We start from the raw sequence: 14,490 nt of genomic DNA on the forward strand, positions 1-14,490 counted from the left end.
GTTTAAGTTGATAGCATATGGAGTTTTCTAAAATTCTTAAATGATGTTGACAATCATAGTTTATTTATGATAATATAATCTCAGCGAAAAGAATATGAAGAATATGATTATAAGGGTTATTGCGAAAGCGATGCCCTTTTTCATATGTAAATAATTATCAATTAGGATTGGAGGATGGACTTATGACAGAAGCAAAAAGAAAAGAAAGACAAAGTATTATTTTGATAACGATTACTGCTGTAGTGTGGGGACTTGCAGTTGTGTTTCAAAAAACGGGAATGGAGCACGTTGGACCCTTTACATTTAATTTTTTTAGATGCATTATAAGTACGGCATTTTTATCTCTTGTTACTTTTGTGATTTCTATAAAAAAGAAAAGAGACGGAATTGAAGAAGTTAGTAGAAGTAAAAAATCTTTGCTTCTTGGAGGAGTATTAGCAGGTATTTCTTTATTTTTAGCTATGGCGACTCAACAGGTAGGAATACTTGGAACAACAGCATCAAAAGCCGGATTTATAACTACTATGTATATAGTAATAGTTCCGCTACTAGGTATTTTTTATGGAAAAAGAGTTTCTTTGAAAATTTGGCTGTGTATAGGGATAGCAGCAGTTGGTTTATATCTATTATCAATAAAAAAAGGATTTGTTATTGAAAAAGGTGATTTATACGTATTAGTATCAGCATTCTTTTTTGCTCTACAAATAGTTGTTGTAGATATTTTTGCTCCAAAGGCAGATGCAATAAAATTATCATTAATACAGTTTATAGTTTCAGGTATATTGTCATTTATATTGATGGTTGGATTTGAAACAGTTACAATTGCTGGTCTTGTTGGTGGAGCAAGTGCTATTATATATACTGGACTTTTATCGAGTGGAGTAGGATTTACTCTTCAGATAATAGCTCAAAAAAATCTTCAGCCTACAATCACATCATTGATTATGAGTTCTGAATCCATAGTATCAATGGTTGCAGGAGTAGTAATATTAGGAGAGGTAATGACATCTAAAGAAGTAATAGGGTGTGTAATAATGGTATTTGCTATAGTTCTTACGCAAGTACAGTTACCTACGAAGAAATTTAATGAAAAGCTATTAAGGCAAACGAAATAAAAAAATATATAAAATATCAATAAAATAAAGGAAATATATATAATATTCCTTGACACTGATATATCTATTTAGTATAATAAATGAGTAATTGCCGCACGGTAAAGGTCGCAATACTTAGTTGTGTTGTAAAAATTCTTAAAGGATACCTGATCCGGCGAGTTTGAGAACGGGGAGGTGTATATATGTACGCTATAGTAAAGACTGGAGGAAAGCAGTATAAGGTTTCTGAAGGTGATGTTCTTTTTGTAGAAAAGCTAGAAGCTAACGAAGGTGATGTTGTTACTTTAAATGAAGTATTAGCAGTAAACGACGGTGAGCTTAAGTTAGGAGCTCCTGTAGTTGAAGGTGCGTCTGTTCAGGCTAAAGTCGTAGAACAGGGTAAAGACAAGAAGATAATCGTATTTAAGTACAAGGCTAAGAAAGACTATAGAAGAAAAAATGGTCATCGTCAGCTGTATACTAAGTTAGTGATTGAAAAAATCAACGCGTAATCATATATGATTAAAGTAACATTTTATTATAATAGTGATTATGAAATTGAGCGTTTTGAGTTGAAGGGGCATGCAAATTATGACGATGTTGGATACGATATAGTTTGTTCTGCTGCTACGAGCAATTCTCTTGCTGTTATCAATTCATTAGATACGCTTCAAGGTGTCAAGTTTAAAGATGTTAAAGCAGAAGAAGGATATATTTGTTGTGAAGTATCTACAGATGATATTAAAAAATCACAGCTTTTACTACAACACTTGAGACTTGCACTAGAGGAAATAAGCAAAGAATATCCAAAGAATATAAAATTATTTGAAAAGTAGGGGGTGACTCCAGATGATAAAAATGAATTTACAACTTCTTGCTTCTAAAAAGGGAGTAGGTTCTTCTAAGAATGGTAGAGACTCTATATCTAAGAGATTAGGTGTAAAGAGATTTGATGGTCAGGCTGTAACAGCTGGTTCTATCATAGTAAGACAAAGAGGAACAAAAATTCATCCTGGAACAAATGTTGGTAAGGGTGGAGATGATACTCTATTCGCACTTGTTGATGGAAAAGTAAAGTTTGAAAGATTAGACAAGAAGAGAAAGAAAGTTAGTATATATCCAGTAGAAATTGCTGAATAATACAGGCTATAGAGCTATCGAATCGATAGCTCTATTTTTATAAAAATATTGAATTTAATTTTGACATAGATGGACATATATATAATAAGAATAGATTATTAAAAACTTTGTAAAAATTGAGAAAAGGAGGGATGTAAATGTTTATAGATAAGGCTAGAATATTTGTAAAAGCTGGAAATGGTGGAAATGGAGCTGTTTCATTTAGAAGAGAAAAATACGTTCCAGCCGGTGGTCCAGATGGCGGCGATGGCGGAAGAGGATCTAGTATAATAATTGAAGCAGATACTGGATTGAGAACTTTAATGGATTTTAAATATAAGAAAAAATATTTAGGAGACAATGGAGAAAACGGAGCAAAAAGAAACAGAGCAGGGAAGAATGGAGAAGATACAACATTGAAAGTTCCAGAAGGAACTATAGTTAGAGATGAAAAGACAGGACTTGTAATAGCTGACTTAAAAAAATCAGGAGATAAAGTTGTTGTAGCAAAAGGCGGATATGGTGGAAAAGGGAATCAGAACTTTGCCAATGCAGTTAGACAGGCTCCAGCATTCGCAAAGTCAGGAACAGAAGGCGAAGAACGTTGGGTAATACTTGAACTAAAAATGATAGCAGATGTTGGTCTTGTAGGATTTCCAAATGTAGGAAAATCTACTTTTTTATCTGTTGTTACTTCAGCAAAACCTAAAATAGCTAATTATCACTTTACAACTTTAACTCCAAATTTGGGAGTAGTAAAAACTAAACATGACGATAGCTTTGTAATGGCGGACATTCCTGGAATAATTGAAGGTGCTTCTGATGGAGTAGGTTTAGGACATGATTTTTTAAGACATGTTGAGAGAACAAAGGTGTTGATTCATATAGTAGATATTTCTGGTATAGAAGGAAGAGATCCTATTGATGATTTCAATAAAATAAATGAAGAGTTGAAACTTTATAATGAAAAATTATCTAAAAGACCGCAGTTAGTAGTTGCAAACAAATCTGATATTTTGATGGACGAGAGTATATACGAAAACTTTAAGAAAACAATGGAAAGTAAAGGGTATGAAGTGTTCAAAATGTCAGCTGCAACTAGAGATGGAATAGATGCAGTTATAAATAGAGTCGGCGAAATGTTAAGAGAAGCGGAAGAAATAGAATTAGTATCAGAAGATGAAATTTATAGACCGGAGCTAGACGATACTGAAGATGAAGGATTAACAGTAGAAATTGAAGAGGGTATATTTGTTGTAAAGGGGAAAGAATTGAGAAGTATCATGTATTCTGTAAATTTTGATGATATGGAATCTATACAATTCTTCCAAAAACAAATGGAATCTAAAGGTGTTTTTGATAAGCTAAGAGATATGGGTATTGAAGACGGAGATACTGTTAAAATATATGAAATTGAATTTGAATTTTATAATTAATAGGAGGTGAAATTATGTTAAGTGGAAAGAAAAGAAGCTATCTTAGATCTATGGCTAACGGTATAAAGCCAACTACTCAAATAGGTAAAGATGGAATAAGTGAGGAATTTTTGACTCAATTAGATGAGCAATTAAAAGCTAGAGAGATTGTAAAAGTTACAATATTGGATAATGCTGGATTAGACGCCCGTGAATCAGCAAATGCAGTATGTAATGCTATTAGAGCGGAATTTGTACAAGCTATAGGCAATAAATTTACAATATACAAAAAAAACAATGAAAATCCTAAAATTACTTTTCCAGGGCATGGACCTGCAAAAGCAAAAAATAAGAGAGATGAAGTTTCTAGCAATAGAATTACAAAAAGAATGGCAAATGAGAACGAAAATAAAAATAGATAAAAGATATAAGTTATTTATTTTTATAGAATAAGATATCTTAATCTTTAAATTAAATCGAAAAAAATCTAATTTCTTTTAAAAAATTGAATTAAATCCTTGAAAAAATCTCCTCGTAGTACTATAGTATTTATGGGGAGTTTTTTGTTATAAGTTAGAATAATTATTAATATTTAGGAGTGAATTAGAATGGAAAAGGTTACTATCGATGATGTAAGAGAAGCTTATGACATTGTAAAAGATGTCGTATTAAAGACTGACGTGCTAGAAAACGTTAGACTTTCAGAAAGAACTGGGGCAAAAGTTTACTATAAGTGTGAGAACCTTCAAAGAACAGGTTCATTTAAAATCAGAGGTGCTTATAATAAGATCGCTCATTTAAGCGATGAAGAAAAATCTAAAGGAGTTATAGCTTCAAGTGCTGGAAATCACGCACAAGGTGTAGCAATGGGGGCTAAAAATGCAGGAATAAAAGCGACTATTTGTATGCCAGCAAATGCACCTTTATCAAAAGTTGCAGCAACTAAAAGCTATGGAGCTGAAGTAATTCTTCATGGTAATGTTTATGATGATGCACATGACAAGGCTATAGAAGTTCAAAAAGAAACAGGAGCAACTTTCTTAGATCCTTTTAATGATAAGTACGTAATAGCAGGGCAAGGAACTATAGGTCTTGAAATATTTGAACAACTTGACGGAAATATTGACACTGTAATTGTTCCAATAGGAGGTGGAGGTATTATTGCTGGTATTTCAACAGCTATAAAGGCTCTTAACCCTGATATAAAAATAATAGGCGTTCAGACTTGTAATATTCCATCAATGAAGGCTTCTTTTGAGGCTGGAGAAGTTAAATCTATGTTTAATGATATAACTGTTGCCGATGGTATAGCAGTTCGTACTCCTGGAGATTTGACGTTTGATATAGTATCTAAAAATGTTGAAGATATTATTACAGTTACAGAAGAAGAAATAGCAGAAGCTATATTATATATGCTTGAAAATCAAAAATTAATGTCAGAAGGTGCGGGTGCTGTAAGTACAGCGGCGCTTTTATCAGGTAAGTATAAACCTAAAAAAGATGAAAGAGTAGTATGTGTAGTATCTGGTGGTAATGTGGATATAAATACTCTTTACAGAATAATGGCTGTTGCATTAAAGAAACAAGGTAGAAGAGTTAACATCGTAGCAGATCTTCAAGATTCACCTGGAAACCTTGCTAAATTTGTAAATGTAATTGCAAAGGTTGGAGGAAATATACTTACATTTAACCAAGGAAAGAGTTCCTCAGGACTATACTTTAAAAAGCAAATAGTAGAAGCCACAATAGAAACAGTAGATTTTGAACAGATTGAAAATCTAAAATCTGCATTTATTGAAAATGGATTAGAAGTAAAATTTTTCTAATTTAATTTATTTTTCACATAGATAGATTAAAATTTAGAAGAAATAAACTTTTAATTACAAAAGTTTATTTTGAAAATATTTAATAAATATAAGAACGTGTTGAAAGAAATATACAATAGGTATATAATTATATAGAAAGCAAAATGACCAGGAGGTAGAAAAATGTCAGAAGTTATTTTTACAAAGAATGCGCCTGCAGCTGTAGGACCATATTCACAAGCAATTAAGGTTGATAATGTAGTTTATTGTTCAGGACAAATACCACTAATACCAGAAACTGGAGAATTAGTAAAAGGGACTATACAAGAAGAAACTCATCAGTCAATGAAAAACGTATCTGCTGTTTTAAAAGAAGTAGGTTCAGATTTTACAAAGGTAGTAAAGACTACAGTATATCTTACTGATATGAATGATTTTGCAGCGATGAATGAAGTTTATGCAGAATACTTCTCAGAACACAGACCAGCTAGATCTTGTGTAGCTGTTAAAGAGCTTCCAAAGGGAGCAAGGGTAGAAGTTGAAGTTTTAGTAGTACTTTAATTGTTAATTAAAATGTATTTTATGCATTTATTGACTTTTTTATAAGAATTGTATATAATAATTTAATATGAAGGGGAGTAGCGTTATATATACATAGTATATATATTTGTTAGTCGTCAATACAGTATTTTATTATACTCGGTTAATAGACAAGGTAGCCTTGACTGCGAGACCTTCAGGATAAATGCACACAGTGCGTTTATTTTGAGGTCCGTAAAGTCAGGGCTTTTTTAATGTTATTTAGATGTATAATTAATTATACGTATTATTGAATTTGAAATTATATAAGGAGGTTATAGTATGCAAGATGAAAAGAAAATCCAATATTATCAAATGGATCAGTTAGATGTAGTAAAAACTTTGGACTCTACTATCGATGGATTATCTACAGATAAAGCTAATGAACATTTGGAAAAGTATGGTAAAAATGAATTAAGAGAAAAGAAAGGCGATCCTATTTGGAAAATCTTTTTAGAAAACTTTAAAGATCCGATGGTTGTAATACTTGTTATTGCAGCCGTAATACAGATTTTAATGGGATCGATAATTGAGTCAGTAATAATATTCTTAGTACTAATATTAAATGCGGTACTGGGCACAGTTCAAACAAAAAAAGCTGAATCGTCAATTAAAAGTTTGAAACAAATGTCAGTTCCAGATGCTAAAGTACTAAGAGATGGTAAAAAGATTACAATATCGTCTAAAGATGTAGTCCCTGGGGATATAGTACTTCTAGAAGCTGGAGATTATGTTCCATCAGATGGTAGATTACTTGAGGCTGAATCTTTGAAGATAGTAGAAGGAATGCTTACGGGAGAATCTGAGCCAGTAGAAAAAAATACAGATATTATAAAAGAGAATCAGAGTCTAGGTGACAGAGTGAATATGGTGTATTCTACATCGATGGTAGTAAATGGTAGAGCAAAGTACGTATGTACATCTACAGGAATGGATACAGAAATAGGTAAAATAGCAGATCTTCTTGAGCAAACAGAAGATAAACAAACTCCGTTACAGGCTAATATAGAAAAATTCTCTGGCAAACTTGGTTTGGCAATAATGGGAATTTGTATTTTTATATTTAGTATTCAGGTGTTAAGAAGTATGAGTCATCCTGAAGGAAGGGATATAAAGGAAGTGATATTAACTTCATTTATTTTTGCAGTAGCAATAGCTGTTGCAGCTATTCCAGAAGCATTGTCTTCAATTGTGACGATTATTCTATCTATGGGTACGAGAATGATGTCTAAGAAAAACTCTATAATAAGAAAGTTGCCAGCAGTGGAAACATTGGGATCTACTTCTATTATTTGTACAGATAAAACTGGTACACTTACAATGAATAAAATGACAGTGGTAGAATATTATGAATACAATTCAAATGGAGCTGAATCTATAGTATTTAAAGGTGAATCTCCAGATGAAAATATAAGTGATTTCAAGCTGAATTCAGACTCAGCATTGATTTATGCATCTGCTCTATGTAATGATTCACATGTAACAGAAAAGGGCGTTGAAATAGGTGATAGTACTGAAATAGCTCTTACAGTGTTTGCAAATAAGAGAGGTTATGATGTAGAATCTGTAAGAAAAAAATATGACAGAATTCAAGAGATACCTTTCGATTCAGAAAGAAAGCTAATGTCTACTCTACATTGTGTAGATGGTAAAAATATAATGATTACTAAGGGAGCTCCAGATGTATTGTTGTCAAGAGCTAAAAAAGTTTTAGTTGGTGACAAAGTACTTGAAATGACTCCTGAAATGCTTGAAAATATAAAGACTCAAAATGAAAAATATTCGCAAGATGCACTTAGAGTATTGGCATTTGCTTATAAAGAAATAGGTGATAACGAAACGATAGATTTTGATTCAGAAAATGATTTTACATTTATAGGTTTAACTGCAATGATTGACCCTCCAAGAGAAGAGGTAAAAGATGCAATTAAAAAAGCAAAAAAAGCTGGAATAAAGCCTATTATGATAACAGGAGATCACAAGACTACAGCTGTTGCAATTGCTAAGAAAATAGGATTATATGAAGATGGTGAAGAAGCATATACAGGTCAAGAGCTAGATGCTTTGAGTGAAGAAGAACTGGATGCTCATTTAGAAAAAATAAGCGTGTATGCGAGAGTTTCTCCAAAAAATAAAATAAGGATTGTAAATGCATGGCAAAATAAAAATAAAGTTACAGCTATGACAGGAGATGGTGTAAATGATGCTCCTGCCCTTAAGAAAGCAGATATAGGAATAGGCATGGGTAGTGGAACTGAGGTTGCTAAGGATGCTTCAGCAATGGTTTTATTAGATGATAACTTTGCAAGCATTATATCAGCTGTTGAAGTTGGTAGAACAGTATTTAGTAATATAAAGAAATCTATAACTTATCTTTTCTCTGGAAACTTAGGAGCTATAATTTCTATATTATTTGCAGTATTTGCGGACTGGTCAAATCCGTATACTCCTTTACAGTTGATATTTATAAATATGGTAAACGACTCATTGCCTGCTATAGCGTTAGGAATGGAAAATATTGAAGATGGAATAATGGATGTTCCTCCTAGGGATAAAGATGAAGGTCTACTAGGTGGAGGAACGCTTCAAGCTATTTTATCTAGAGGTGTATTTGTTGGAGCAGCAGCAATTATAGCTCAATTTATAGGCTTGAGAATGGGATCGCCTGAAATGGGAGTAGCTTTTGCTTTCACAACATTATTGTTGTCTAGAACTCTACAGACATTTGCTTGTAGATCAGATTTCCATTCACCTTTTGAGTTAGGATTTTTCTCAAATAGAACAGTTATTATAGCTGTAGGTATATGTTTTGTGATGCTAGGAATAGTAATGCTTCCATTTGTAAAGCCGATATTTGGTATACCAGAGGCATTCTCATATAGAGAAATAGGAATTTCTTTCTTATTATCATTGTTAGCAGTAGTTGCAATGGAAATAACTAAGAAAATAAGAGTTGCTAGATTTACAAAAAATAAAAATTAGTAAAAAAATTTACTAATAAATATTGACAAAACAGCTAAATTTGTATATTATATCAATAAGGATGATAATTATTATCATAAATAAAAAAGATAGAAATGAAATCTTGTAGAATTTCATTTATTAATTCAAAATTTAAGGAATAATATATAAATTTGGGGGGACATATTTATGAGTTTATTGGTAATAGGTGGACATGAGAGGATGGAAAAAGATTATTATAAAATAGCTAAAAGTAGAGGATATAAGACTAAAGTATATACTACTATGTCAAGTCAGGTGAAAAATTCTATCGGATCACCAGATGCTATTGTAATAATGACTTCTACAGTTTCACATAAATTATCTAGAATAGTTGAGTCACAGGCTAAAAAAATGAATATACCTATTTTTAGACATAAAAACAGCAGTAAAGTAGCCTTTTCTGAGTGTCTAGAAGAAGTAGATGTTTGTTTAGGAAACTGTTCAAAATGTACTAAATTATGTAAATGTAAAAAAGCTAACTAATAATTACACATAATATATTTAAAACACCTTTAGCAGAGTAGTTATAATACTTTGATAAAGGTGTTTTTTTAATAAAAATAATCCTACTACATATATGTAGTAGGATTATGAAAGTAATCTAAATATTAATTATTATCGTCTTTGTTTTCGATATCGTCATTGTCAATTTCTTTTACATTGTACTTTTGTTTTAACTCGTCTTGCTTAATTTCTGATGGAGAAATCTCTTCAATAGGGGTAATATCCTCAACACTTAATTCACTTTTTCTTTTTTTCTTTGAACTGAATTTACGTTTGATTTTATCTCTAATTATAGAAACAATTAATATAAGTATAATTAAAATAATCAAAAGAGGTGTTCCAAGTATAATTATTTTTGACGGTATAAAATCTATTTTAGATTTTATTTTTTTATCTAAAAATTTATATAAGTTATTCTTTTCGATTTCTTCAAGTCCATTTGAATTAAAGATTGAAACAATGAAGTCTTTTATCTCTGAAAAGAAGCTTGTAATACCTTTGAATGAGTTAGATATTTCTGAAGTAAACTTTTCAGGTAGGCTTTTTAGCTTTGAAGCAGTGGACTCTGATTTAGACTTTTTGTCATCTTTTTTAGCCTCTGCATCTGAATCCTTTTTACTTTCTTTTTTATCTTCTTTTTGATTGCTAGTATTGTCTTCTTTCTGTTCGCTAGATTTGTCATCTTTTCCAAAAGGTAAAAAGCTTAATAAATATTGAAAATACGTTTGAGACCCATTTTCTGCAACTAAGGCGATATTTGACACCAACGTTCCTTTGTTGTAGACATTTAAAGTACCTATTATATCACCTTTTTTAACAGGCATATTCAATTTGTCAAAATCATATTTTTTAGTGTAATCTTTCTTAGAGAAAGATTCGTTCTTAGATGTCGTTACACTGTAGTCATTTGCAAGAGTGTATTTAATTGTACCTGGTTTTGCAAAATTGACTTTCTTTTCACCTTTGTAATCTTCCTTTTTTAGTACTTTTACAGTTTTATAATTATCAAATCCGTAATCTAGAATAGTTCTAGAATCGTGGTATAAACTACCACTTGGTGCAAAGAAAATGCCTCCGATAAGTCTAACTCCATTTTTTTCTGCAGTTGATACGAGACAGTTACCAGCATCATCAGTAAATCCAGTCTTCATTCCATCTACAATATCATATTTTATAGGAATATTTTTTCCTTTATAATCCATTGTCATCGTTGAAGTTAAAAATTTATTACTGTTGATAAGTAGCCTATCGAATTTTGAGTTCTCATTTGCATTAAAAGAAACACTTTTCATAGCAACAATATTTTTTATTGTTTCATTACTATATGCTACTCTAGACAAAGTTGTCATATCCATAGCAGTAGTATAGTGATCAGTATCTGGAAGTCCGTGAGGGTTGTTAAAATGGGTATTTTTTGCTCCATATTTTGAAGCTTCCTCATTCATAAAATCGATGAATTTTTTAGGATCTCCATTCCCATAATGCTTGGCAAGCACATATCCCACGTCATTGGAAGAATGTACTAGAAGTGATTGCAACAATTGCAATAGCGTGAATTTCTCACCATTTTCTAAAGACATGCTAGAGCCTTCTACCTCAGGCATATCTGTTATCTCTATTTCCTCATTGAGGTTTTTTGCCTTTTTTAAGGCACAAAAAGCGGTCCATATCTTTGTTGTGGACGCTGGATACATTTTTTTTTCAGCATTTTTTTCATATAGAATTTTTCCAGAATTATAATCCATTAATACTATATATTTTGATTTTAAAGAATCCAATTCTGCTTTTTCATCAGCGTTAGACAGAACTGTGCTTCCAACTACCAAATTAAAGGACAAAATTAATGCTGAAAAAATAGAAATACTTTTTTTCATAATAGCTAATAAAGATGTACTTATAAAAGATACACCAATCCTCCTTTATAATAAATTACATAAACATTGCAAAATTAGTATATCATAAAAAAAGAGATTATAGAAGGTTCTATTTGTACTCAGTGCAATTTTTGTGATATTTGGCTACAAATATAAAAATGAAGGAGGGACCATGATGAAGAATATAAAAGATAAAATTTTAGACCTATTTAATAAAGAGGAAATTTTGAGTAAGATTGATATGAAAAAGCTAATAGTTACATCTGTAATTTTAGCAGTTGTTTTGTGCAAAGTTTTTTTAAATTGGAATACGAACTTTGCTGATAAGAAAGTATTGGTTGAAGATAAAGAGAATGCAATTGAGGCTACGAAGGAAGACTTTGAGAATAAAAATAGTGATAAGACTATAAAAAATGATAAGAGTATAAAAAGGGAAGATAAAAATGAAAAGATAACTATATATATTACTGGAGCTGTTGCAAATCCTGGAGTGATAACCTTAGAATCTAATAAGCGATTAGATGATGCTATAAAACTATTAGGAGGTTTACATGAAAAGGCAGATCTTGAAAGAATAAATTTAGCGATGATTTTAGAGGATTCACAGCATTATATAATTCCTTACAAAGGGGAAGATACGCATCAAAGTAGTGGCAATGAAAATGAAGGAATAGCAAATTCAAATGAAAACGGAGCATCAGATGAAAAACATAAAAATTCATTAAAAAATAATCCTGATAAAGGAAAAATAAATATAAATACTGCTGATGAATCAGAACTAATATCTATACCTGGTGTAGGGCCTGCGACTGCGAAAAAAATTATAAATCACAGAGAAAATAACGGTAAATTTAAAGATATAGAAGGGATTAAGGATGTATCGGGAATAGGAGATAAAAAATATGAAAATATGAAGGACTATATAGTTGTTAAGTGAAGTGTAATAGATAGATTTCAGCATTTAACTATGATATAATAGTAAAGATATATGTAATAATTTAACTAAAATAATATAAAAAATTTCTTTAAGGGGGAGTAAAAATGAAGCTTTTAAATAGAGAAGATATAAAAAGAATTTTCACGATGGAGGATGCGATAGAATCAGATAAACTGGCATTCTCAATTCATAGTGATAATAAAGATATTTCTCCACTTAGAACAAATATACAATCAAAAAGCGAAAATGGAAGTATAATATTTATGCCTGGATATGTAGATGCGATTGGTGCAGCAGGATTGAAAATAGTGTCAGTATTTTCTGAAAACGCAAAAAGAGGATTGCCTTCTACTCCGGGAACAGTGCTTTTAGTAGATGACAAGACAGGAGTAGTAAGTTGTATTTTGGATGGAACTTATGTCACTGAACTTAGAACTGGTGCTGCAGCTGGTGCTGCAATTAGTATATTGGCTAGAAAAGAATCTAAAGTAGGTGCTTTAATTGGTACTGGAGGTCAAGCAGAGTCTCAATTCGATGCAATGGTAACTGCCGCTAAAAATTTAGAAGAAATTAGAGTTTTCTCTGCAACAAAAGAAAAAAGAGATAAATTTGCTGAAAAAATGGGTACTAAGTACAATAATATAAAAGTATTTTCAGTTGATAGTTCAGATTTAGCTGTAGAAGGAGCAGATATTATAACTCTAGTAACTACATCTACTAAGCCAGTGATAAATGGAGATAAAATCAAAAAAGGTGCAACAATATGTGGAGTAGGTGCCTATATGCCTACAATGTGTGAAATTGATAATAAAACACTAATGAAGGCTGATAAAATTTATTTTGATTCAAAAAGTGCTGTATTAGCTGAAGCAGGATGTTTTATAAATGCACTTGCAAATGGAGAAATAACTGAAAAAAACTTTACAGGTGAAATAGGTGAAGTGATAAATGGAAAAGTGAAATCTAGAGAGTCTGATGATGAAATAATAGTATTTAAGACGGTTGGATTTAGCACTCAAGACGTGGTAACAGCTAAGGCTATATATGATAAAGCTTTAGAAAATAGCGTCGGATACGATTGGTAAAATTAAGAAAGGAAATAAAAAATGAATAAAGAAATGAAGAAGTTAACAGATATGACTAAGGCAGGAGGGTGAGCGGCTAAAATTGGACCAGAGGATCTGGCTAAGGTTTTGTCTAAACTTCCTAAAAATAATAGCGATAAATTAGAAAATTTACTAGTTGGAATTGACACTTCTGATGATGCGGCTGTGTATAAAATTTCCGAGGACACTGCTTTGATTCAAAGCTTGGACTTTTTTACACCTATGGTAGATGATCCATATACATTTGGGCAAATTGCAGCTGCAAATGCTCTTTCAGATATATATGCAATGGGAGGAGAACCAATTGTTTCTATGAATATAGCATGTTTTCCATCTTGCGAAAATATGGACGTATTGAGTGATATTTTGAGAGGCGGATTCGATAAGGTAAAAGAAAGCGGTGGTTTATTAGTTGGTGGTCACACAGTTGATGATCAAGAGCCAAAATATGGACTATCAGTGCTAGGTGTAGTGCATCCAGATAAGGTATTGGCAAACTCATCAGCAAAACCTGGAGATGCGTTAGTTTTGACAAAGCCATTAGGGGCAGGAATAATGAACACAGCTATGAAAGTTGATTTGTTAAATGAAGAAGAATCAGATTTTGTAGTAGAAGTAATGACACATTTAAATAAATATGCTGCGATGAGTTTTTCTAAATTCCCAATAAATTCTGTTACTGACGTGACTGGATTTGGGATGATAGGGCACGCAGTAGAAATGGCAAAAGGGTCTGAAGTTACATTAGTGTTAGATTCTAAAAAAGTACCTACTTTTGATAGAGCTGAGGAGCTTGCAAGTATGGGAATGGTGCCAGGTGGTGCATATAGAAATAGAGAATACGTTAAAGAAAAAGTACATATGTCAGAAGATGTATCTAATGCAATGTCTGATATATTATATGATCCTCAAACTTCTGGGGGATTATTGGTATCTTTACCAAAGGAATACGCGGACTCTATAGTAAAGGATATGCTAGACAACGGATCTATCACAGCAGAAGTTGTAGGAGAAGTTGTAGAGAAAAGAAAAAAATATGTAGAGGTATATTAAT

The 14,490-nt window shown here is 31.7% G+C and carries 14 protein-coding genes; 13 read left to right on the forward strand and 1 reads right to left on the reverse strand.

The genetic code is table 11. The annotated features are described in order from the left end of the window. Positions 1-182: 182 nt before the first annotated feature. The 10 genes from C0982_RS02415 (at position 183) to C0982_RS02460 (ending at position 9,498) form a co-directional block, all read left to right on the forward strand. Positions 183-1,115, forward strand: a complete 933-nt coding sequence (locus C0982_RS02415) for a DMT family transporter (RefSeq protein WP_101772626.1) — start codon at positions 183-185, stop codon at positions 1,113-1,115. Between the two features lie 182 nt (positions 1,116-1,297). Next, positions 1,298-1,606, forward strand: a complete 309-nt coding sequence (gene rplU / locus C0982_RS02420) for a 50S ribosomal protein L21 (protein ID WP_101772627.1) — start codon at positions 1,298-1,300, stop codon at positions 1,604-1,606. 6 nt (positions 1,607-1,612) lie between these two features. After that, positions 1,613-1,930 (forward strand): ribosomal-processing cysteine protease Prp, encoded by a 318-nt coding sequence (locus tag C0982_RS02425; protein ID WP_101772628.1) that lies wholly within the window; start codon positions 1,613-1,615, stop codon positions 1,928-1,930. 13 nt (positions 1,931-1,943) lie between these two features. Further along, positions 1,944-2,234, forward strand: a complete 291-nt coding sequence (rpmA, locus tag C0982_RS02430; RefSeq protein ID WP_101772629.1) for a 50S ribosomal protein L27 — start codon at positions 1,944-1,946, stop codon at positions 2,232-2,234. 137 nt (positions 2,235-2,371) lie between these two features. After that, on the forward strand, positions 2,372-3,649 hold the full coding sequence (gene obgE / locus C0982_RS02435; RefSeq protein WP_101772630.1) for a GTPase ObgE: 1,278 nt from the start codon (positions 2,372-2,374) through the stop codon (positions 3,647-3,649). 14 nt (positions 3,650-3,663) lie between these two features. Further along, positions 3,664-4,050, forward strand: a complete 387-nt coding sequence (locus C0982_RS02440; RefSeq protein ID WP_101772631.1) for a YhbY family RNA-binding protein — start codon at positions 3,664-3,666, stop codon at positions 4,048-4,050. 186 nt (positions 4,051-4,236) lie between these two features. Continuing rightward, positions 4,237-5,454: a threonine ammonia-lyase gene (ilvA, locus tag C0982_RS02445; RefSeq protein WP_101772632.1), complete on the forward strand. Its 1,218-nt coding sequence runs from the start codon at positions 4,237-4,239 to the stop codon at positions 5,452-5,454. A gap of 162 nt (positions 5,455-5,616) precedes the next feature. Next, on the forward strand, positions 5,617-5,994 hold the full coding sequence (locus C0982_RS02450) for a RidA family protein (RefSeq protein WP_101772633.1): 378 nt from the start codon (positions 5,617-5,619) through the stop codon (positions 5,992-5,994). Positions 5,995-6,294: 300 nt separating this feature from the next. After that, the gene (locus C0982_RS02455) at positions 6,295-8,994 is read left to right on the forward strand and encodes a cation-translocating P-type ATPase (protein ID WP_101772634.1); all 2,700 of its coding nucleotides are present in this window, start codon (positions 6,295-6,297) and stop codon (positions 8,992-8,994) included. A gap of 168 nt (positions 8,995-9,162) precedes the next feature. After that, positions 9,163-9,498 (forward strand): DUF2325 domain-containing protein, encoded by a 336-nt coding sequence (locus C0982_RS02460; protein ID WP_101772635.1) that lies wholly within the window; start codon positions 9,163-9,165, stop codon positions 9,496-9,498. Positions 9,499-9,623: 125 nt separating this feature from the next. On the opposite strand, the gene C0982_RS02465 is transcribed toward C0982_RS02460, so the two are convergent. Then, positions 9,624-11,393, reverse strand: a complete 1,770-nt coding sequence (locus C0982_RS02465; RefSeq protein ID WP_101772636.1) for a D-alanyl-D-alanine carboxypeptidase family protein — start codon at positions 11,391-11,393, stop codon at positions 9,624-9,626. Between the two features lie 175 nt (positions 11,394-11,568). On the opposite strand from C0982_RS02465, the gene C0982_RS02470 reads away from it, so the two are divergent. The 3 genes from C0982_RS02470 to selD all read left to right on the forward strand — a co-directional run bounded on the left by C0982_RS02470 (position 11,569) and on the right by selD (position 14,489). Continuing rightward, positions 11,569-12,330 (forward strand): helix-hairpin-helix domain-containing protein, encoded by a 762-nt coding sequence (locus C0982_RS02470; protein ID WP_101772637.1) that lies wholly within the window; start codon positions 11,569-11,571, stop codon positions 12,328-12,330. A gap of 104 nt (positions 12,331-12,434) precedes the next feature. Next, positions 12,435-13,415 (forward strand): ornithine cyclodeaminase family protein, encoded by a 981-nt coding sequence (locus tag C0982_RS02475; RefSeq protein ID WP_101772638.1) that lies wholly within the window; start codon positions 12,435-12,437, stop codon positions 13,413-13,415. Positions 13,416-13,436: 21 nt separating this feature from the next. Beyond that, positions 13,437-14,489, forward strand: coding sequence for a selenide, water dikinase SelD (selD, locus tag C0982_RS02480; protein ID WP_101772639.1), 1,053 nt, complete (start codon positions 13,437-13,439; stop codon positions 14,487-14,489). Position 14,490: the final 1 nt, after the last annotated feature.

This window comes from Peptostreptococcus faecalis (assembly GCF_900240845.1).
GTDB lineage: Bacteria > Bacillota > Clostridia > Peptostreptococcales > Peptostreptococcaceae > Peptostreptococcus > Peptostreptococcus faecalis.

Excerpts from the sequence above, each read along its gene's own strand:
- C0982_RS02415 (WP_101772626.1), top strand. The coding sequence starts at position 183 with ATGACAGAAGCAAAAAGAAAAGAAAGACAAAGTATTATTTTGATAACG.
- rplU (WP_101772627.1), top strand. The coding sequence starts at position 1,298 with ATGTACGCTATAGTAAAGACTGGAGGAAAGCAGTATAAGGTTTCTGAA.
- C0982_RS02425 (WP_101772628.1), top strand. The coding sequence starts at position 1,613 with ATGATTAAAGTAACATTTTATTATAATAGTGATTATGAAATTGAGCGT.
- rpmA (WP_101772629.1), top strand. The coding sequence starts at position 1,944 with ATGATAAAAATGAATTTACAACTTCTTGCTTCTAAAAAGGGAGTAGGT.
- obgE (WP_101772630.1), top strand. The coding sequence starts at position 2,372 with ATGTTTATAGATAAGGCTAGAATATTTGTAAAAGCTGGAAATGGTGGA.
- C0982_RS02440 (WP_101772631.1), top strand. The coding sequence starts at position 3,664 with ATGTTAAGTGGAAAGAAAAGAAGCTATCTTAGATCTATGGCTAACGGT.
- ilvA (WP_101772632.1), top strand. The coding sequence starts at position 4,237 with ATGGAAAAGGTTACTATCGATGATGTAAGAGAAGCTTATGACATTGTA.
- C0982_RS02450 (WP_101772633.1), top strand. The coding sequence starts at position 5,617 with ATGTCAGAAGTTATTTTTACAAAGAATGCGCCTGCAGCTGTAGGACCA.
- C0982_RS02455 (WP_101772634.1), top strand. The coding sequence starts at position 6,295 with ATGCAAGATGAAAAGAAAATCCAATATTATCAAATGGATCAGTTAGAT.
- C0982_RS02460 (WP_101772635.1), top strand. The coding sequence starts at position 9,163 with ATGAGTTTATTGGTAATAGGTGGACATGAGAGGATGGAAAAAGATTAT.
- C0982_RS02465 (WP_101772636.1), bottom strand. The coding sequence starts at position 11,393 with ATGAAAAAAAGTATTTCTATTTTTTCAGCATTAATTTTGTCCTTTAAT.
- C0982_RS02470 (WP_101772637.1), top strand. The coding sequence starts at position 11,569 with ATGAAGAATATAAAAGATAAAATTTTAGACCTATTTAATAAAGAGGAA.
- C0982_RS02475 (WP_101772638.1), top strand. The coding sequence starts at position 12,435 with ATGAAGCTTTTAAATAGAGAAGATATAAAAAGAATTTTCACGATGGAG.